Source organism: Franconibacter pulveris (genome assembly GCF_056780215.1).
The window spans coordinates 2820793-2839486 of record NZ_CM165555.1; the positions used below are offsets into that span (position 1 = coordinate 2820793).

Annotated in this window: 19 protein-coding genes; 15 read left to right on the top strand and 4 right to left on the bottom strand. The window is 58.1% G+C overall.

The window, feature by feature from the left end; all coding sequences use genetic code 11:
- The first annotated feature begins 14 nt into the window (after positions 1-14).
- Together ACU4F7_RS13285 and ACU4F7_RS13290 are read left to right on the top strand one after the other, a co-directional pair.
- Positions 15-974, top strand: a complete 960-nt coding sequence (locus ACU4F7_RS13285; protein WP_481637114.1) for a LacI family DNA-binding transcriptional regulator — start codon at positions 15-17, stop codon at positions 972-974.
- A gap of 20 nt (positions 975-994) precedes the next feature.
- Complete coding sequence (locus ACU4F7_RS13290; RefSeq protein WP_024560906.1) at positions 995-1201, top strand: hypothetical protein; 207 nt, start codon at positions 995-997, stop codon at positions 1199-1201.
- A 677-nt stretch (positions 1202-1878) separates the two neighbouring features.
- Here the strand turns inward: ACU4F7_RS13290 and tolA are convergent.
- Positions 1879-2253 (bottom strand): cell envelope integrity protein TolA, encoded by a 375-nt coding sequence (gene tolA, locus ACU4F7_RS13295; RefSeq protein ID WP_481637115.1) that lies wholly within the window; start codon positions 2251-2253, stop codon positions 1879-1881.
- A gap of 328 nt (positions 2254-2581) precedes the next feature.
- On the opposite strand from tolA, the gene ACU4F7_RS13300 reads away from it, so the two are divergent.
- The 4 genes from ACU4F7_RS13300 (at position 2582) to ACU4F7_RS13315 (ending at position 5220) form a co-directional block, all read left to right on the top strand.
- Positions 2582-2872 carry a putative quinol monooxygenase gene (locus ACU4F7_RS13300; RefSeq protein ID WP_029591788.1) on the top strand — a complete coding sequence of 97 codons (291 nt, stop codon included), beginning with the start codon at positions 2582-2584 and terminating at the stop codon, positions 2870-2872.
- Positions 2872-3603, top strand: coding sequence for a glycine betaine ABC transporter substrate-binding protein (locus ACU4F7_RS13305; protein WP_035888101.1), 732 nt, complete (start codon positions 2872-2874; stop codon positions 3601-3603). Before ACU4F7_RS13300 ends, ACU4F7_RS13305 begins: the two co-directional genes overlap by 1 nt.
- 211 nt (positions 3604-3814) lie before the next feature.
- Positions 3815-4822: an alpha/beta hydrolase gene (locus tag ACU4F7_RS13310; protein ID WP_481637116.1), complete on the top strand. Its 1008-nt coding sequence runs from the start codon at positions 3815-3817 to the stop codon at positions 4820-4822.
- A 194-nt stretch (positions 4823-5016) separates the two neighbouring features.
- The gene (locus ACU4F7_RS13315; protein ID WP_024557946.1) at positions 5017-5220 is read left to right on the top strand and encodes a YdgH/BhsA/McbA-like domain containing protein; all 204 of its coding nucleotides are present in this window, start codon (positions 5017-5019) and stop codon (positions 5218-5220) included.
- A 41-nt stretch (positions 5221-5261) separates the two neighbouring features.
- Here ACU4F7_RS13315 and ACU4F7_RS13320 read toward each other — a convergent pair whose 3' ends face one another.
- On the bottom strand, positions 5262-6215 hold the full coding sequence (locus ACU4F7_RS13320) for a LysR family transcriptional regulator (RefSeq protein WP_029591790.1): 954 nt from the start codon (positions 6213-6215) through the stop codon (positions 5262-5264).
- 273 nt (positions 6216-6488) lie between these two features.
- On the opposite strand from ACU4F7_RS13320, the gene ACU4F7_RS13325 reads away from it, so the two are divergent.
- From ACU4F7_RS13325 to ACU4F7_RS13335, 3 genes are all read left to right on the top strand, one after another.
- On the top strand, positions 6489-7490 hold the full coding sequence (locus tag ACU4F7_RS13325) for a zinc-binding alcohol dehydrogenase family protein (protein WP_029591791.1): 1002 nt from the start codon (positions 6489-6491) through the stop codon (positions 7488-7490).
- A gap of 52 nt (positions 7491-7542) precedes the next feature.
- Positions 7543-8739: an L-dopachrome tautomerase-related protein gene (locus ACU4F7_RS13330; RefSeq protein ID WP_481637117.1), complete on the top strand. Its 1197-nt coding sequence runs from the start codon at positions 7543-7545 to the stop codon at positions 8737-8739.
- Between the two features lie 171 nt (positions 8740-8910).
- Complete coding sequence (locus ACU4F7_RS13335; RefSeq protein ID WP_481637118.1) at positions 8911-10095, top strand: MFS transporter; 1185 nt, start codon at positions 8911-8913, stop codon at positions 10093-10095.
- 30 nt (positions 10096-10125) lie between these two features.
- On the opposite strand, the gene ACU4F7_RS13340 is transcribed toward ACU4F7_RS13335, so the two are convergent.
- A complete protein-coding gene (locus ACU4F7_RS13340; protein ID WP_481637119.1) occupies positions 10126-11844 on the bottom strand; it encodes an ABC-F family ATP-binding cassette domain-containing protein in 1719 nt (572 codons plus the stop codon).
- 728 nt (positions 11845-12572) lie between these two features.
- Between ACU4F7_RS13340 and ACU4F7_RS13345 the strand changes: the two genes are divergently transcribed.
- The 4 genes from ACU4F7_RS13345 to ACU4F7_RS13360 all read left to right on the top strand — a co-directional run bounded on the left by ACU4F7_RS13345 (position 12573) and on the right by ACU4F7_RS13360 (position 15657).
- The gene (locus ACU4F7_RS13345; protein ID WP_029591795.1) at positions 12573-13055 is read left to right on the top strand and encodes an Hcp family type VI secretion system effector; all 483 of its coding nucleotides are present in this window, start codon (positions 12573-12575) and stop codon (positions 13053-13055) included.
- A 19-nt stretch (positions 13056-13074) separates the two neighbouring features.
- Positions 13075-13980 (top strand): hypothetical protein, encoded by a 906-nt coding sequence (locus tag ACU4F7_RS13350; RefSeq protein ID WP_029591796.1) that lies wholly within the window; start codon positions 13075-13077, stop codon positions 13978-13980.
- Positions 13981-14109: 129 nt separating this feature from the next.
- A complete protein-coding gene (locus ACU4F7_RS13355; protein WP_481637120.1) occupies positions 14110-15276 on the top strand; it encodes an MFS transporter in 1167 nt (388 codons plus the stop codon).
- Positions 15277-15318: 42 nt separating this feature from the next.
- On the top strand, positions 15319-15657 hold the full coding sequence (locus ACU4F7_RS13360) for a hypothetical protein (protein WP_029591798.1): 339 nt from the start codon (positions 15319-15321) through the stop codon (positions 15655-15657).
- On the opposite strand, the gene ACU4F7_RS13365 is transcribed toward ACU4F7_RS13360, so the two are convergent.
- Complete coding sequence (locus tag ACU4F7_RS13365) at positions 15658-16548, bottom strand: AraC family transcriptional regulator (protein WP_029591799.1); 891 nt, start codon at positions 16546-16548, stop codon at positions 15658-15660.
- Between the two features lie 180 nt (positions 16549-16728).
- Between ACU4F7_RS13365 and ACU4F7_RS13370 the strand changes: the two genes are divergently transcribed.
- On the top strand, positions 16729-17445 hold the full coding sequence (locus ACU4F7_RS13370) for an SDR family oxidoreductase (protein ID WP_024558216.1): 717 nt from the start codon (positions 16729-16731) through the stop codon (positions 17443-17445).
- A 133-nt stretch (positions 17446-17578) separates the two neighbouring features.
- Complete coding sequence (locus tag ACU4F7_RS13375; RefSeq protein WP_481637121.1) at positions 17579-18625, top strand: SDR family oxidoreductase; 1047 nt, start codon at positions 17579-17581, stop codon at positions 18623-18625.
- Positions 18626-18694: the final 69 nt, after the last annotated feature.

An 18694-nucleotide genomic window follows, 5' to 3' on the forward strand; every position in this document is an offset into this window, starting at 1 on the left:
ACGCAGAAAACGCTATGCCTACGATTGATGATGTATCACGATTAGCCAATGTTTCCAGAGCAACGGTTTCCCGCGTGCTGACAGGCACCCGGGGGGTTCGCGAAGAGAGCCGTGAAGCGGTGTTAAGGGCAGTAGAAGAACTTAACTACCGCCCGAACTTTGCCGCGCAAAACCTGGCGAGTCAGTCATCAAGCCATATCGGCGTGGTGCTTTCCTCACGTGATGAGAGCAGTGGCGCACGCATACTTCCCGCATTGGCGCGCGCAATGAAAGCGCTCAACAAAACGCTCATCGTTCAGTATGTCGATAACGACATCGAACATGCCGCCTCGGTGGATGACTTACAGCGGCAATGCGCCGCTGTTGTGGTGTTCGGACCGGTTGTACCGGGTAGCGGCGATAACGTTATCTCTTTTGACCGACCAGTGGTCGATGCGACAAGTCAGGGCTACGATTTCGCCTTTGCCACGGAGAGCGCCTGCCGCTATATGATAGGTAAAGGCCATCGCAGCATAGCGCTGGTAATCGATAACGAGACGGACGACGCAAGCAAGCGAATGGTGGAAGGCTATCGCAACGTATTGCAGAACTACTCTTTTCCGTTTAATCGCCAGTTAGTGTTAACGGCCAATGAGAGCGTCGAACGCGCGCTGTTAACGCTTATCAATAGCCTGAGCAAATTCTCCGCTATCGTGGTGAAGCGGGATGCTTACGCCGCAGAAGCCATGCGCCTTTTCCGCGAATTCAATATTGCCGTGCCACAGGAGGTGTCTCTTCTTAGTCTTGAGGATTCCCCGTTGGCCACGCAGTTATATCCGCAGCTAACCTGCATTTCCTGGCCGATGGAACCCCTGCTGAACCAGTGCGTACAGCGTATTAAGAGCCTGGTTGAGGGCCGTCCGCTTCGCGAAACGGAACGACCACCGATCATTGGTAAGCTCACACCTCGCCAGTCGGTAATGGAAATGAGTTAACCGTTTTTCAGGAGTGATAGATGAATGCAGTCCAACTGTTAAGTACCGTAGCCTTGCTTTTTGTGGCGTCCTGGCGGGTTTTTGCGCAGGATTCAGGCTTGCCGCTGAAAGAACAGGTTAATACGGATGAAGGCACAATCTGCGTTTATGAACGCGCAGATCACCGTGAAAAGAGGGTAATTCCTGTTGGTCAGGCGTGCCCGAAAACGTCACCCAAAGATAACTAATATCAGTGTGACGTTTAATCGTGCTGCCGGGGTATATCGCCTCGCTTTTCTCACTATCGCTCTTAATATTCACTTTAGCTAAGCGGCTATTTGACGCCCTTTCATCCTGTCGGCCAGCTTTTAGCTAAAATTCGGAAATAACGAAAAACTGGCGCCTTAACGGCTCGTCGTCAGACAACGTATTATATTAGGTTTACACATAAAAAGATGATGGGCACAGGCGGCCGTTTATTAAGACAAATGAGCGGACAGGAAGCGTAACGGGCCAATAAAACTCAGCGACGGAGCAGGAGCATCGATATTATACAGGCTCCCAAACTTTCGAATTACCTACAGAGCCTCCTGTTTTTTATGAATCCCCCAAAAAGGGGCGAAATAATCAGCCAGCACTCAAACTTATACTCACAGCCACTATTGCTCATTTTCCCCGACCCTTGTTAGCTATAGCAGGATCGTTTTATCGCCAGCGCGCAATCAAACGTAGATATGGGACAACCCTTCAACTTGTGGTTTCTATTAAATCTTTTTTATTAATCTAACCCTCTGTTATTACAGTCTTCCCCGCCATTGCAACGCCTGATAAGCCATCTTCCAAAACTTAGCGCTCTTAAGCTTTAGAAGCGTTGTTTCATGCGCTTTACGTAGCGCGTCATATATAAGCCGCCACGCGATTCGGGTCATGGTTTAAAATCTAATGGCACATTCTGAAATAAATTATAGACGCGTTCATTTGGCGGTTCCGGCAAGTCGGCTTCTTTAACCGCAGCGATGGCTGCTTCGCATAGCGCCGGATCGCCGCCTTCGCTGCGAACATCATTAAGCGAGCCATCGGAATTTAACGCCAGGCGTAACATGCAGCGGCGACCGTGGTAACTATCCAGGTCTTCAAATACCTTAATAATGGCGTTACGGATGCCGGTTGTATAGGCTTGAATATCGTTGTTAATGCCGACGTCAGTTTCATCCGCGCAGCCCGTTAAGAAGGCTATTATGCCAAAGATTACATATTTCATCTGTACTTCCCCAAAGTTGAAATAGTTTTCAGCGAGCATAGTAACCCTCAAGGAACGTAACAATCCTTCATTCGACGTAAACGGCGATTAAACGGCTATCGCCTGGATTAACGTACTCTGCGGCAAGGCCAGCCCCATGCAGCGCAAAATTCAGGTGCTTACGTTATCCATACGTCATATCGGCCAGCAGTTCAAAGGTAGCTGCTTCGACTTATTAAAATGCCCCTTTACCAGGCAATGCCTTATCACTCCCTTCCCCCACTTTCACTCCGCGAGTGAAACTCTTACCTTCCGCCGCGGCTATTTCCCCTCGCCTGCTACCCTTAGGATTGGCAACACCCCATACACAGCAACCGAGGAACAGAGCATGGAACAGGAAATCACCGTAGTCGCAACCATCACTTCCAGCGCCAGCGCCGTACATCTTGTCGAAGCGGCGCTTATGCAGGTGGAAAGAGAGGTTCAGGGCGAGCCGGGCTGCAAACAGTACGCGCTGTACCGTAACAACGAGCAGCCGAACCAGTTCGTTATGCTTGAGCGCTGGGCTTCCCGCGAAGCGATGGAAGAGCACGGCAAAGGCGAGCCGTTTTTACGCTTTATGAAAGCGATCGACGGCCTGGCCGATCTCAGCGTCACGACGCTTACGAAGGTATCGTGATGGCTGAACCCATTCGTATTGGCTATATCGACCTGTCGTTTCATCAGGCAAGCGCCCTTGAAGTCGGGCGCATCCTGCAAACGTTTGGTCATGAGGTCATCTATAACGCCGCCCCGCATGAGGCCGCTTTTGAGCGGCTGGGCCGGGGAGAAAGCGATATCTTTGCCTCCGCGTGGCTCCCTTCAAGCCATGACGTTTATCTGGCGCCGATGCTTGATGAGGTGGATAAGCTTTCGGTGATTTATGAGCCTTACTGCATCTGGGGCGTGCCGGATTATGTGCCTGAAGAGGCGGTTTCGGGGGTTGAGGATCTGTTAAAAGCGCCTGCCCTGAGCCGCATGGAAAGGCTTATCCAGGGCATTAACCCCGGCGCCGGCATCAGCCGCTTCTCGGCGCAGATGATTAAGGCCTATGGGCTGGATAGCGCCGGGTATTATTTTGAGCCGGGCACCGAGAGCGACTGCTTTGGCCGCTACGAGCAGGCGGTCGCCGCCAAAAAATGGGTGGTTATTCCCCTCTGGCACCCGCAGTTTCTGCATAACCGCTACGCCATCCGGACGCTGAAAGAGCCCAAAGGGCTGCTCGGCGTGCAGGACGAGGCGACGCTGCTGGTGCGCAAAGCGGCGCGAAAGAAGATAAATCCCGCCGCGCTGGCTGCGCTTTCATCGCTTTATATCGGCAACGCCAGGCTGAGCGCGCTGGAAGACGAACTGCGTAAAAGCGCTGCATAGCGTAACAAGGGAGGCGTAACGGCTTCCCTTTTCAAAAAATAAACCTCTATTTATCAATGTAATAAACCGAAAAACGCATTTTCCCTAAAAAGATAACTTGCAATCAAATAGCGCACTATTTATATTCCTCATCACGAACTCAGCAACACGTCAGTCGTAAAGACATTTAAATAGCGCACGATTTAATAGCGAACATTCAGGAGGCACTACCATGAAAATCAAACAGACTATCCTTGCCGCAACCTTAGCCGCCGTCTCCACCAGCAGCTTTGCTGACCAGCCGTATGCCGACCATCGCGTTCAGGCGTTTCTCGACACGCTGAACAGCAGCGGCGGCAAACCGATGGAACAGCTCTCCCCGCAGGCGGCCCGCCAGGTGCTGGTTGACGCGCAAAAAGGCGCCGCGCTTCCCCCTGCCGACATCAGTGAAAAAACCATTCAGGTTAACGGCCAGTCTATCCGCCTGAACATCGTCAAGCCGAAAGGCGCTAAAGGCACCCTGCCGGTCTTTATGTTCTTCCACGGCGGCGGCTGGATCCTGGGCGATTTCCCGACTCATGAACGCCTTGTCCGCGACCTGGTGGTGGGATCAGGCGCAGCGGCGGTCTTTGTGAACTATACCCCGTCGCCGGAAGCGCATTTCCCGGTCGCCATTAATCAGGCCTACGCCGCTACCCGCTGGGTTGCCGAGCATGGCGAGGAGATTGGCGTGGACGGCTCCCGTCTGGCGCTGGCGGGCAACAGCGTGGGCGGCAATATGGTGGCGGCCGTCGCCCTGCAGGCGAAGCAGAATCACACGCCCGCCATTCGTTATGAAGTGATGTTCTGGCCGGTCACCGACGCGAACTTTACTACCGGTTCTTATAACCAGTTCGAGAATGGGTATTTCCTGACGCGCAACATGATGAAATGGTTCTGGGATGCCTACACCACCAAAGAGAGCGACCGCAATAACATTCTCGCCTCGCCGCTGCGCGCAACGACGGAGCAGCTGAAAGGCCTGCCGCCGACGCTTATCCAGACGGCGGAGCTGGACGTGCTGCGCGACGAAGGCGAAGCCTTTGGCCGCAAGCTGGATGCGGCGGGGGTCGATGTCACCGTCACCCGCTATAACGGCCTGATTCACGACTACGGCCTGCTGAACGCCCTGAGCACGGTGCCGGCGGTACGCACCGCTATCCTTCAGGCTTCCACCGAGCTGAAAACTCACCTGAAATAACGTTTTCTGCGGTCCGGCGCGCTATGCGCCGGGCGCTGTATTGATTTTCACTCGGTAAGTGAAAGTGTTACCGCTCCGGCCCGGTTTTTCCGCCGCCGCAAGCGGCCTATTCTTACCCTCAAGCAAGGCAATGAATGAACTCCTTGCCTGAAAAATCAATCACCTGATGATATTTACTATTGAGGATAAACAAGATGAAAACCGTAAAATTCGCCATCGCCGCCCTTTCTCTGGTGACTTCCGTAAGCTTCGCGCAGAGCATTAGCGCCACCGCCGCCACTATTGACGACGCAGAAGCGCAAATCGCGCAACAGGCCCGCCAGGCAGGCGCGTCCTATAAAATCACCGAAGCGTTTAACGGCAACCAGGTGCATATGACGGCTGAACTGCAAAAATAAGCCTGAGCGAAGAAACCCGGCGCAACGTTTGCGCCGGGTTTTTATTTTTCAGCCGCTTGTGCGGCGTTAACGCGAAAAGCGGGATGGGTGCGCAGCAGGCCGGTAATCGCTTTCAGATGGTCGCGAAACGCGCCGTGAAGCTGGCGAATCGCTGGCGAGAACTGCTTGCGGTGCGGGCATATCAGGCTCAACGGCGCGGCTTCGCCAGGGTGCTGCGGCAACAACACCTCCAGCCTGCCCGCCAGCACGTCGGCGCTGAGGTCAATCCAGGATTTATAAACGATCCCCATCCCTTCCACCGCCCAGCGGCGGGCCACGTCCGCATCGTCGCACAGCAGGCGGCTTTTCACATGCAGCTGGCGGCGCATGCCGTTTTCCGGAAAGCTCCATTTATCATAAACGTGGCCGTTCATCGTAAAGAGCAAACAGTGGTGCTGCGCCACGTCGTCAAGCGTCGCCGGTCGTCCATGTTTCGCGAGATACTCCGGCGAGGCGGCCATGACCCGGCGGTTATCCTCCGCCAGCGGCAGCGCCACATAGCTGCTGTTCTCCAGCGCGCCGTAGCGGATAGCCACATCCACCGGGTCGCGAAAGACGTCGCTTCGCTGGTCGGAGAGAAACAGACGCAGCGAAATTTTCGGGTGCTGTTCGCAAAACGTCGTGATGAGCGGCAGCAGAATGTTGCGGCCAATATCGGACGGCACCGCCACTTTCAGCTCCCCCTGCAGCTCGTCCTCATTGTTATGCAGGCTTTCCGCGCCCGCCTGTACCACCGCCAGCAACTCCTGGGCGTAGGGCAAATACTTTTCCCCTTCGGCGGTCAGGCGCAGGCTGCGCGTGGAGCGCGCAAACAGCCGCTTGTCGAGGTCGCGCTCCAGCCGGTGCACCGCGGCGCTCACCTGGCCTGGCAGTAAATCCGCCTCGCGGGCGGCGTTGGAAAAGCTGCCAAGCGCAGCGGACCTGACAAACAGCGTGACATCTTCCAGCCGAATCATCTCTTCTCCCGAGCCTTTAGCCCTACAGCCGTCAGCAGCGGGGTCAGCCTGCCCGCGATGACCCGCCGCTTTTGGTAATTATTTGAAAGGATTATGGCGCTTTCTGGTAAGCCCCTCAATGGCGGCATGCGCGTCGCGCCGCGTTTTAATTTTCACTGCAAAAGAGAAAGTGCTGCTCGTTTACGCCGGTTTTTCTCTGTATGTCCTGGCAGTACGCTGCGTATCACCGGGCGGCAAAGGCCGCCTTCATCCTTAAATAAGAAGAGAGACGCCATGAAAGCCATCGTATACAGCCAGAACGGGTTACCTATCTCCGATGCGAAATCCCTTTATGAAATGGAGCTGCCGAAGCCGCAGCCTGGCGCGCATGACCTGCTGGTGAAAATCCGCGCGGTTTCGGTGAATCCGGTGGATACGAAAGTGCGCGCCGGTTCGCCCACCGACAAACCGCGCATTCTGGGCTGGGACGCCGTCGGCACCGTCGAGGCCGTGGGTGAAAACGTCACCCTGTTTAAGCCAGGCGACGATGTGTATTACGCAGGTTCCATTACCCGCCCCGGCTCCAATGCGGAGTACGGTCTGGTGGACGAGCGCATCGCCGGGCATAAGCCCGCAAACTTAAGCGACGCCGACGCCGCCGCGCTGCCGCTCACCTCGCTCACCGCCTGGGAACTGCTGTTCGACCGCCTGGAAGTGAAAGACGGCGAAGGCGACGCGCTGCTTATCATCGGCGCCGCCGGGGGCGTCGGGTCAATACTCACCCAGCTTGCCAGCAAACTCACCGGGCTTACGGTTATCGGCACCGCCTCGCGCCCGGAAACCGCGGAGTGGGTGAAATCCCTCGGCGCGCATCACGTTATCGACCACACCCGCCCGCTCACCGAAGGTCTGCGCGACATCGGCATTACGCAGGTACGCTATGTGGCGAGCCTGACCCATACTGATAAACACTACCCGCAGATTGTGGACGCGCTGGCGCCGCAGGGCCGTCTGGCGCTGATTGACGACCCGGAAAGCCTGGACGCCGTGCCGCTCAAACGCAAAGCCGTCTCGCTGCACTGGGAGCTGATGTTCACCCGTTCGCTGTTTAACACGCCGGACATCCGCCGCCAGAGCGACATTCTGGAAAATGTCCGCCGCCTGATTGAAGACGGCACGCTGAAAACCACCACGGGCGAGCACTACGGCAAGATCACCGCCGAAAACCTGCGCCGCGCCCACGCCTTTATCGAAAGCGGTAAAGCGCGCGGCAAAATCGTGCTGGAAGGCTTCTGATAACGTCGCCGGGCGCGGCAACGCGCCTGGCCATCACCACAAGGATTACCCCATGCGTACTCGTCGTTTCACCCGGCCTGCCCTGGCGCTGGCCGTTTCGCTGGCTGTTGCCGGCCCCGCTTTACTGAGCGCCGCAGCCCAGGCGCAGCCGTTAACCCTGAGCGAATTAGCAAGCGATCGCGCCATCGGCCAGCCGGAAGTGGTCTCTACCTTTCACGGCGCCATGCCTACCGGCGTGACGGTGACGGAAGAAGGCCGCATTTTCGTTAACTTCCCGCGCTGGGGCGACGACGTGCCTTTTACCGTCGCTGAAGTGAAAGACAATCAGCTAACGGCGTATCCCAACCGCGAGATTAACCAGCCGGACGATGCCAAACCGGGCGAGCGCTTTCTGAGCGTGCAGAGCGTGGTGGCGGACGGACAGGGCCGCCTTTGGGTGCTGGATACCGCCGCCCCCGGTTTCGCCGAACCGGTGAAAGGCGGCGCGAAGCTGGTGGCTATCGATCTCAAAACCAATAAGGTGGTAAAAACCATTGTCTTCCCGGCGGAAGTTATCCGCTCTACCACCTACGTTAACGACGTGCGCTTTGACTTTCGCGTCGGCGAAGCGGGCGTCGCTTATATTACCGACTCGTCGCTTTCCGGCACCGGCGGCATTATTGTGGTGGATCTCGCCACCGGCAGCGCCGTCCGACGCCTGACCGGAGACCGCTCCACGTCACCGGAGAAAGGCTTCGTTCCGGTAGTGGAAGGCGAAACGCTGTTACAGCGCCATGCCGACGGCTCCACCGCGCCGTTCAGCGTCGCCTCGGACGGCATCGCCCTGTCGCCGGATGGCAAAACGCTCTACTACAGCCCGCTCTCCAGCCGCTATCTGTATGCGATTTCCACCGCGCTGCTGCGCGACCCGAACGTCAGCGAGGCGCAGCTCTCTTCAGCCGTGCAGGACCTGGGTGAGAAAGGAGCGTCAGACGGCCTGGAAGCCGACGCCAGCGGCGCGGTTTACGCAGGCGATTACGAGCGAAACAGCATTCGCAAGCGCGAGCCTGGCGGCGAATGGCGCACCATCGTCCACGGCCCGCAGATTTTATGGCCCGACACCCTCTCCGTCGGCCCGGACGGCTACCTTTACTTCACGGTAAACCAGTTAAACCGCCAGCCGAGCTTCCACGCCGGCAAGGATCTGCGCCAGAAACCTTACGCCCTGCTGCGCGTGCGCATTAACGCCGCGCCTGCGCCAACGCGTTAACCTAAGGCGGAGGGAAAAAGGCCTGGCGTCGCCCAGGCCTTTGCTTTTGGACTCGTTATCAGGAACCCAGGCTTGCTTTCAGGACCGATAAAAACGTCACCGCTCACCTTATCGGCCTGTAACAGAATATGTTATTTAATAAGCCCTGCGATTACCCCTAAAGGAACTGCGATGTCTTCCCGCTTCGCCACCCTGCGCCGTATTCCTCGCGGCGTCTGGATCATCGGCTTTGTCAGCCTGCTGATGGATATCTCTTCAGAGATGATCCACAGCCTGCTGCCTTTATTTATGGCGACCGCGCTGGGAACGCCGGTGGTGGTTATTGGCCTTATTGAAGGGCTCGCCGAAGCCACGGCGCTGTGCGTTAAAGTCTTTTCCGGCGTGATTAGCGACTATATCGGCAAGCGTAAAGGGCTTGCCGTGCTCGGTTACGGCCTTGGCGCGGCGAGCAAGCCCCTCTTTGCGCTCGCCTCCACCTCCGGGATGGTTTTCAGCGCCAGGATTATCGACCGGCTCGGCAAAGGCATTCGCGGCGCGCCGCGCGACGCTCTGGTAGCGGACGTCACGCCGCCGGACATCCGGGGCGCCGCCTACGGCCTGCGCCAGACGCTCGATACCACGGGCTCGTTTCTCGGCCCTTTGCTGGCGGTCGGGCTGATGCTGCTGTGGCATAACGATTTCCGCTCCGTGTACTGGGTCGCCGTTATCCCCGCGTTTCTCGCCGTCGGGCTGCTCTTTTTTGGGCTGCATGAGCCGCGAAAGCCTGTAGAGCACCGCAGAAGCAACCCCATTAAAAAGGAAAATCTCAAACGGCTGGGCCGCGAATGCTGGCAGGTGATAGGCCTTGGCGCCGTCTTTACCCTGGCCCGCTTTAGCGAGGCCTTCCTGGTGCTCAGGGCGCAGGAGGTGGGCATCCCGCTTGCCCTGATCCCGCTGGTGATGGTGGCGATGTATGTCGTGTTTTCCGTGACGGCCTACCCTTTTGGGCGCCTGTCCGACACGCTAAGCCACCGTCGCTTGTTGCAGATGGGGCTGCTCGTGTTGATTGCGGCGGATATTACCCTTGCCCTGAGTCAGGGCTGGCAGGGGATTATCATAGGCGTGGCGCTGTGGGGCGTGCATATGGGCATGACGCAAGGGCTGTTCAATGCGATGGTCGCCCGCACGGCCCCTGCGGATTTACGGGGCACGGCGTTTGGCATCTTCAGCCTGCTGAGCGGCGCAGGATTATTGCTGGCAAGCCTGGGCGCCGGGCTGTTATGGGATATCTGGGGCTCCGGCTCAACGTTTTACGCCGGTGCGCTGCTTTGTCTGCTTACCTTGCTGGTTACCCGCTTCGCGCCTGAAAAAGCCTGAAAAAAGGCCGCCTTGCGGCGGCCGTTAACCTTAATGCAGATTCAGCCGGGCGCTTAGCGTCTCGATCTGCGCCCGCCAGCGGGCCTGAAGCGCCGGTTTCTGGTGCTTCGGCTTGCGTGCGGTATCCTCGCGCAGTTTTTCCTCAAGCGTAAGCAGCGCCGCCAGCAGCGACTCTTCATCCTCCTGCGCCGCGGCATGACGCTCTGCAACCGGCGCAGGCCGCGCGCAAGCGCCGCCCTGCTCCCCGCCTAACCGTTCATAAACCTCCTCCAGCGCATGGCATTCGCTAAGCCTCTGCTGGTCGATAAGCCAGAACCGGTTGCAGCTTTGCTCAATCAGGCGGCGATCGTGGGTGACAAGCAGCACCGCGCCGTGGAATTCGCAAAGCGTCGCCTCCAGCTCCTCCTTGCCTTCCATATCCAGATGGTTGGTCGGCTCGTCCAGCAACAGCAGCGAATACCGGCCAAGCGTCAGCCCGACGAACAGCAGGCGCGAGCGCTCGCCGCCGCTCAGGACGCTCACCTTTTGCAGGTGGCGCGCATAAGGGAAACCGGCGCTGATTAACGCCCGCTTGCGCTGCTCGTCGTCAGCGCCAGAAAAGCGGGCAAGGGCTTCGCTCAGGGTCTCTTCATCGTCGAGCTGCCGCTGGCTCTGATCGTAATAGCCCAGCCGCAGCCGCGGATGAAACAGCGCCTGTTCCTGCGCCTGCCAGGCGCGCCACAGATGTTGAAGCAGCGACGATTTGCCAGCGCCGTTACGCCCGACGATGGCGATGCGATCGCCGCTTTTCACCTGCAAGGCATCAAGCGTAAAAAGTACCGGCGCGTCGGCGGACGGGCGCACCGCAAGGCGCGGCAAATCCAGCAGCCGGTCGGCCTCCAGCGCTTCTCCCTGCAATCGCAGCCGCCAGCCGCTCCCTTCGGTCAACCGGGTTTGCGTCTCTTTTAGCCAGTCGGCCCGTTTTTCCATCTGCTGGGCTTTACGCGCCAGCCCTTCGTTGTCGTAATCACGTCCCCACAGCGCCATGCGCCGGGCGCTTTTCTCGATGCGCTCAATCTCTTTTTGCTCCGCCTGGTGGCGCAAGGCGTCCGCTTCATCCCGCGCCTTAAGCGTTTGCCGGGCGGCGGTACAGGGCAGGCGGAAAAACTGCAGCGTTTTATCGCGCAGGATCAGCGTGCAGTTGGTGACGCTGTCAAGCAGACGGCTGTCGTGGGAAACCAGCACCATGCTGCCGCCCCAGCTTTTCAGAAAGCGTTCCAGCCAGAGCAAGGTGGGCAGATCGAGGTGGTTGCTCGGCTCATCCAGCAACAGCAGGTCCGGCTGGCATAATAGCGCGCGGGCGAGCAGCAGACGGGTGTGCTGGCCGCCGCTGAGCGTCCCTGCCGTCTGTGACCAGAGCGCCGGGGAAAAGCCGATAGTCGCCAGCAGCGCTTCGCAGCGCCAGCGCTCGGCCTCGCGCTGCGCGGGCGGCAGGCGCGCCAGAAGCGTGTCCAGCAGCGAGCAGGAATAGAGCGATTCAGGCAGAGATTGCTCGACCCGCGCCAGCAGGCAGGCGTGAGACGCCGTCACGCGGCCCCGGCTGGCGGCAAGCTCGCCGCTGAGGATTTTCAACAGCGTGCTTTTGCCGCTGCCGTTATGGCCGATAAGGCCAATACGATCGCCCTTTTTAATGGCGAAGGTGATGTCGTGCAGGAGTGTGCCGAAGGCGTTGTCATAGCCGACAGCATGAACAGAAAGCAGAGTGCTCATATGCTTACCCGTGATTTGCAGGCATAAGGATGCCTGTCGTCAAAATTCGCTGACGACAATCCGGTAAGCCGGAGAGAAGAACAGGTGTTGGAAAGCTTCGCTCAGGCGGGATTATCGCAGCACGATACCGGTAATGCCCGAGCGAGACCAATCACCATAGAGGTGTGAGTGAACAAACAATTCACACATCGGCATAGCATTCCTCCTTTTTATTCGTTAAGTGAATGGATGGAGCGACTATAAAGCGTCAGCCCGCGAAGCGCCAGCCCACCGTACGCCTTTCGTTGTGAAAACGTGACCGTGCTGGCACGCCGGGTTCCGCTTTCAGCCAATAAGCGTAAAGCGTTATGGCTTATGCCTTTCGGCGCCGTTTAAAACGGCGAGCACATTTTCTTATGAAACAAACCTAAATATAATTTTAAATTTCGCTGCTAAATAGCTAAAGTCAGGAGCTATTTTTTCGCTCCGACTCTATAGTATCAAACGCATACTATATGAATTCAAAGTAAATCCTTCGCTTTTTCATAACTTATTCTCATGCAATAAAAGCAGCCATGCCGTAATAAAAAATTCATAGTTAACTTTTAAAGCGAAGCTCAGCGTTGCGATTTATCTTAATTTAACGACCAGTCTTGTTTAGCGAAATTAATAAAATTAGAGTGAATCCGGAAATTAATTCTTAAGCATTTCTTATTCACCTTAGCTTCCGGTTAAAAAAGGAGTACTACATGGCTATTGATATGTTCCTGAAAGTGGATGGCGTGACCGGCGAATCGAAAGATTCCAATCATAATAACTGGATTGATGTGCTCTCTTTTAACTGGGGCGCCTCGCAGCCGGGCAATATGGCGGTGGGCGGCGGCGGCGGCGCGGGCAAAGTCAATTTTCACGATTTAGCCGTGCAGTCTATGGTGGATAAAGCCACGCCAGCCATTCTGAAATTCTGCGCCAGCGGCAAGCATGTGACTAAGGTTGAGCTTTCCATCTGCAAAGCAGGCGGCCAGCAGGTTGAGTACTCCCGCGTGGTGCTTGAGGACGTGCTTGTTACCCGCACGGAATTTACCGGCGTCGGCCATACGGACACGGTTCTGGTGAATTATCACTTCCAGGCGTCGAAAGTGAATTTCCATTACTGGGAGCAGTCGAGCCAGGGGACCAAAGCCGCCGAAACGAAGTCGGGATGGGATATTAAGCAAAACAAAGAAATTTGATGCGTAAGGAGTCATTCCCGTGGCAGAAATTAATGCGATGATAAATGCCCTTCTCGCCGATCGCTCTTATTTTAATACGCAACAATTGCATAGCATGGTTGCGTTTGTGAATGAACTTGATGAAGAAACGCTTTATCAGTTCGAAAACTCTGATGAGCGCACGGTAATGTACGCTTATGAACAGTTGGTCTTTACCGGGCGAAATAACCGCGGCAACGATATCGAAATGGGCTTGCTAAACCGGCCTGCCAATACCGCCGTACAAAATAACCGGGCTTTCTTTGAACGCTTTAATACTTCGGTTCCCTATGGCCGCGGGTATGGCGGAAATGTCTATGAAGACAGCACCAAAATTAAATATGACTACGCCGGTAAAATATTAAACGCCGTCGGCGGTCTTGCCACCATGGGGGGCGGAATCGCCGCTGCCGTGGCCGCCACCACCACCACCACGGTGCGCGCCGCGTTAACCGCAACCGGGGGCGCGGCTTCCTTAGCCGGCGGCGCGCTGGTGCTGCTTCGCAACAGCCTTGCCGACAGCCAGGTAGCCAGCAACAAGCGCTTTATCGAAACGGTGAAGAAAATAGTGAAGGCGCGCAACAAGGTGAATAAGTTTTTTGAGGAGACCAACAATAAGGTGGTTAAAGACCCGGCAAAAGCGGCGACGCAGTTGCAGGCGGGGCTAAGCTCCAACCCGAATCGCTTTACGCGCGGGCCGAATAACACAACGGTATTTCAGAATCTCAGCGCCGTTGAAAAGCTGGTGCAGGAAGATTTTGCCAGCCAGCATTACAACATCAAAACCAAACTGATTATCCGTAATAACGACCCATGGTTTATCCGTCTGGAAACGCTGCGCAGCGAACCCAGAGAGTTAACCCAGATGGATATGGAAGTGTTGCAGAGCGTCGCAAGCCGCCTGTAGCCTTATCCGTAGCGGCGGCGTTCCCGCGCCGCTTCCTTCTGTTTCGCCGCCCGCCTGCCCCCTTCGCCACGCAAAACGCCAACGCGCACTACACTCTTTGCGTAGTCGGCTGACTGTCGGGAGGTCATTTTGCTTGCCGGAAACAAACTCCTCGCCCTGACCGGGTTTGCGCTTATCGCTGCGGCGTACGGGCTGGCCCGCTTCTCCTGGGGCCTGCTGCTGCCGGCTATCATGCCGGATATCCGCTTATCGCTCTCTCTGGCGGGCACGCTCTCCTCCGCCTCCTTCGCCGCTTACTGCGTGGCGATTGTTTTCGCATCTGTCTGCACCGCCCGCACCGGCCCCCGTCTGCCTGCGCTGCTCGCCGGGCTGTTCGCCATGGCGGGCATGGGTGTGATTGCCCTGTCTCATAGCCCAGGCGGCCTCATGGCGGGCGTTATCTGCGCCGGGCTCAGCACCGGGCTCGTCTCGCCGCCGATGGCGGAGGCAGTCAACCGCAGGGTTATGGAAAGCCAGCGTCCGGTCGTGAATACCGTGATTAACGCGGGCACGGGGGGCGGCATTATCTTTTCGTCGCTCGCCGTGCTGGCGCTGACCGATAACTGGCGCGTTATCTATGTTTGCTTCATGCTCGCCACCCTTATCCCCACCCTGCTGGCGCTGAAGGTCATTCCCGGCGGCGCCAGCGGCGCGGGGTTTTCGCTAAAAGCGCAGGGCGCCGCTTTTCTTTCGCCCGCCTTACGCCCTCCGCTGCGCGTGGCCTTCCTGAGCGGGATAGCCAGCGCCGCTTACTGGACCTTCGGCCCGGTGATGTTTCAGTCACTCGCCGGGATGGAAGCGCGAACGGTGACGCTGCTCTGGTTGATTACCGGCATCACCGGCTGCCTGGGGTTGCTGACCGGTTATCTGACTAACCGCTTTGGCATCAACCGCGTCCACCGGATGATGCAGGCGCTGACGGCGGCGGCCTTTCTGCTGCTGATAGCCTCAACGCACCACCCGCTGGTGGTTTATCTGGCGGCAGGGCTCTACGGCTTTGCCTATATCACGCTCTCGGGCGTGCTGCTGGTGAGCGGCGTCAACGCGGCGGGCGACGACCCGGCGGCGGGACTGGGGGCGGTGTTCCTGATGCTCGCCATCGGCCAGGTGGTGGGCGCGGCGGCGTTCGGCCTGCTGCTGGACAGCGCAGGCGCCGTCATCGCGCTGTGGATTTTCAGCGGCGTCGCGCTGCTGGCGATGCTGCTGCCCGCCGCGCAAACGCAGCGTCAGCGCGTTGTAGACGCAGAGTTTAAGTAACGGCTTTATAATGGCGGGTTTACGGCTTAACAGGTATACCCCATGAAACTCTTGTCGCTTCGCGTTCTCATCCCGCTTGTCGCTGTCGCCCTGCTGCTGGTCTGGTGGCTGCGCCCGCACTACAGCGATGAGGACAAGGCTTACTACGCCGCGGTGTTCTGTTCGGTTAACAAAGCCAGCTCCGGCGCGCCGCTTTCGCAAATGGAGCAGGTTATCGAAGGCGGCAATACTGATTATGCGCTGCAAAAAACGCACTTCTCCCCGTCGCTGGCGAAAGCCGTTATTCACGCCTGGGGGCAGTTGAGTGAAGAGGAGAAGCAGCGCGCACGGCAGAACCCCGCCGCCTGCGCCCCGTTGCTGACCGCCGCGATGCAGCGCTAGTTACACCGCAGGCAGCAGCGCCAGCGACGCTTTCATCTCCCGCGCCTCTTCCCCCGGGCTTCGCCCGAACAGACGCCGGAACTCGCGGTTAAACTGCGAAGGGCTTTCATAACCGACTTTGAAAGCGGCGGACGCGGCGCTGAGATCGTCGCGGATCATCAGCAGCCGCGCCTGGTTCAGACGCACGGATTTAATGTACTGTAGCGGCGTGGTGCGCGTAACGGCCCTGAACTGCCGGTGGAAAACCGGCACGCTGAGCCCCGCTTCGCTTGCAAGCTCGCTGATGTTAAAGGGCTGCGAGTAGTCGTCGTGTATGCGCAACAGAACCTGAGAAATGGAGGCGAAATGTCCCTGGCTTGCCAGCGCCGCTTTGATAGCGCCGCCGCGCTCTCCCACCAGCACCCGGTAGTAAAGCTCGCGCACCACCTGCGGCCCAAGGATGCGCGCCTCCTGCGGCGAGGAAAGCACGCGCAGCAGACGCAGGGTGGTGTCGGTCAGCGTCTCATCCAGCGGCGTGGAGATGATGCCTTCCGGCGCCTCGTGGTAGCTCGCCTGGGCGTGGCCAAGCGACATCACCAGCTCTGAAAGCACAGTCATATCCAGCGAGACCGCAACGCCCAGCAGCGGCGCCTGCGGGCTGCCTTCGGTCTCAGTGGAAAAGGGCAGCGGGACGGAGAGCACCAGGTAATGCTGCGGGTTGTAATGGTAGACTTTGTCCGCCAGATACCCCCGCTTCGCCCCCTGACAGACAATCACGATGCAGGGTTCATAGACCACCGGCGTGCGGCCCAGCGGGCGGTCTGAGCGCATAAAACGCACGCAATCCAGTAACGAACGTGTGTACCCCTCCTGCGGCGCCAGCTTTTCCAGCAGCGCGATCATTTCGTCCATCCGGCACCCTCCCCTATGGCGTGAGTTATGAATGTGCAACAACTTTGCCGCTCTGCGCGCGAAAGGGGAAGCCCCCCGACAGGATCAGGCAATCATGCGATAAGAATGGCGCTTTTTTGTCCGCTGCGCACGCTTTAGCATCGTTCATGAACTATCCCACTCAGCTATGGAGATAAAACGATGCAAACGTCAAAAGTTATTCTGCTTACCGGCGCCAGCAGCGGTATCGGCGAAGCGACGGCCCGCCTGCTCGCCCGTGAAGGTCATCAGTTAATTATCGGCGCCCGCCGTACGGATCGCTTACAGGCGCTGAGCCAGGAGTTCAGCAATATCGACTATCTGGCGGTGGACGTGACCCGACCTGAAGATCTGCAAAAAATGGCGCAGCACGCGCTGACGCAGTATGGCCGCATCGACGTGCTGGTTAATAACGCCGGGATTATGCCGCTTTCGCCGCTTTCAGCCCTCAAAACGGATGAGTGGAACCAGACGCTGGATGTCAACGTTCGCGGCGTGCTGCACGGCATCGCCGCCGTGCTCCCCGTCATGGAGCAGCAAAAGCAGGGGCAGATTATCAGCGTCGCGTCGATAGGCGCACACCTGGTCTGGCCTTCCTGCGCCGTCTATTGCGCCAGTAAATTCGCCGTTCGCGCCATTATGGACGGGCTGCGCCAGGAGACCGATACCGTTCGCGTCACGGTGGTAAGCCCGGGCGTGGTGGAATCTGAGCTGGCGGACCACATTACCGATACGTCCGCACGGGAAGCGATGGTGGATTTCCGCCGCGTCGCGCTGCCTGCCGAGGCCATTGCAAAAGCCATCGGCTGGGCCATCGCGCAACCTGACGGCGTCGACGTTAGCGAAATCATTGTGCGCCCTACCGCCAGCCCTTACTGAGCCTTCATTTCGCCTCCGGGGACAACGCCCCGGAGGGCTTTTCCTGCGCGTTAATTTGACGCCCGGGCGCCTGGCAACAACACTTCCAGTTTGGTCTTTTCGCCCACCGGGCGTCAGGTTTACTGGAGTCGTTATGAAAAAAACCGTTGTTGTCGCCGGCGCCGTAGGCGTAATCGGCCGCGGCGTGCTGGCCCATTTTGAAGAGCAGGATGTGGAGCTGGTCGCGCTTTCGCGCAGCCAGCCCGATTTTCCCACCCGCGCCAGACACCTGCCGGTCGATCTCACCGACAGACATTCCTGCGAAGCGATGCTCGCCCAGGTGCCGGAAGCCACCCACCTGGTTTTCGCCGCTTACCAGGAGAAACCCACCCCCGCCGAACTGGTGGAAACCAACCTGCTGATGCTGAAAAACCTGGTGGAGGTGCTGGAAGCGAAAGCGCCGCACCTGAAGCACGTGACGTTGATGCAGGGCGGGAAAGCCTATGGCGCGCATATCGGCGCCTTCCCGTCGCCAGCGAAAGAGAGCGACCCGCGCCATATGCCGCCAAACTTCTATTACGATCAGGAAGATTTTCTGCGCGAGCGCGCTGTCGGCAAAGCCTGGTCATGGACCGCGCTGCGCCCGGAGGCGGTCATCGGCATGGCGGTAGGCAACCCGATGAACCTGTTGATGGTGATTGCCGTCTACGGAACGCTGGCGAAGGCGCTGGGCGTGCCCATGTCCTTCCCCGGCCCGCGCGAGGCATACGATGTGCTCTACCAGGTCACCGACACGCGCATTCTCGCCAGCGCCATCGACTGGGCGGGCGAGAACGAAGCCTGCCGGGGCGAAGTGTTTAATATCACCAACGGCGACTATTTCCGCTGGTCGCGCGTCTGGCCGCGCATCGCCGCCTTTTTTGACGTGCCGGTCGGCGAGCCGTTCCCTCTCTCCCTTGAGCAGATGATGGCGGACAAAGGGCCGCTGTGGGCGCACCTTACCCGGACGCACGGGCTACAACCCTACCCTTACGAAAAAGTAGTCTCCTGGCGGTTCGGGGATTTCATTCTGAAAACCACCTTCGACAATATCACCAGCACCATTAAAGCGCGCCAGCACGGCTTCGCCGACTGCATCGACAGCGAAGAGATGTTTATCGACCGACTGCAGGCGCTGCGCGAACAACGCTATATTCCGTAAAACCTGAAGAGGCGGGAGACCGCCTCGTTTCCTTGCCTGGAGAGCGCCTCCCGTGCTGTGACGCCCTGA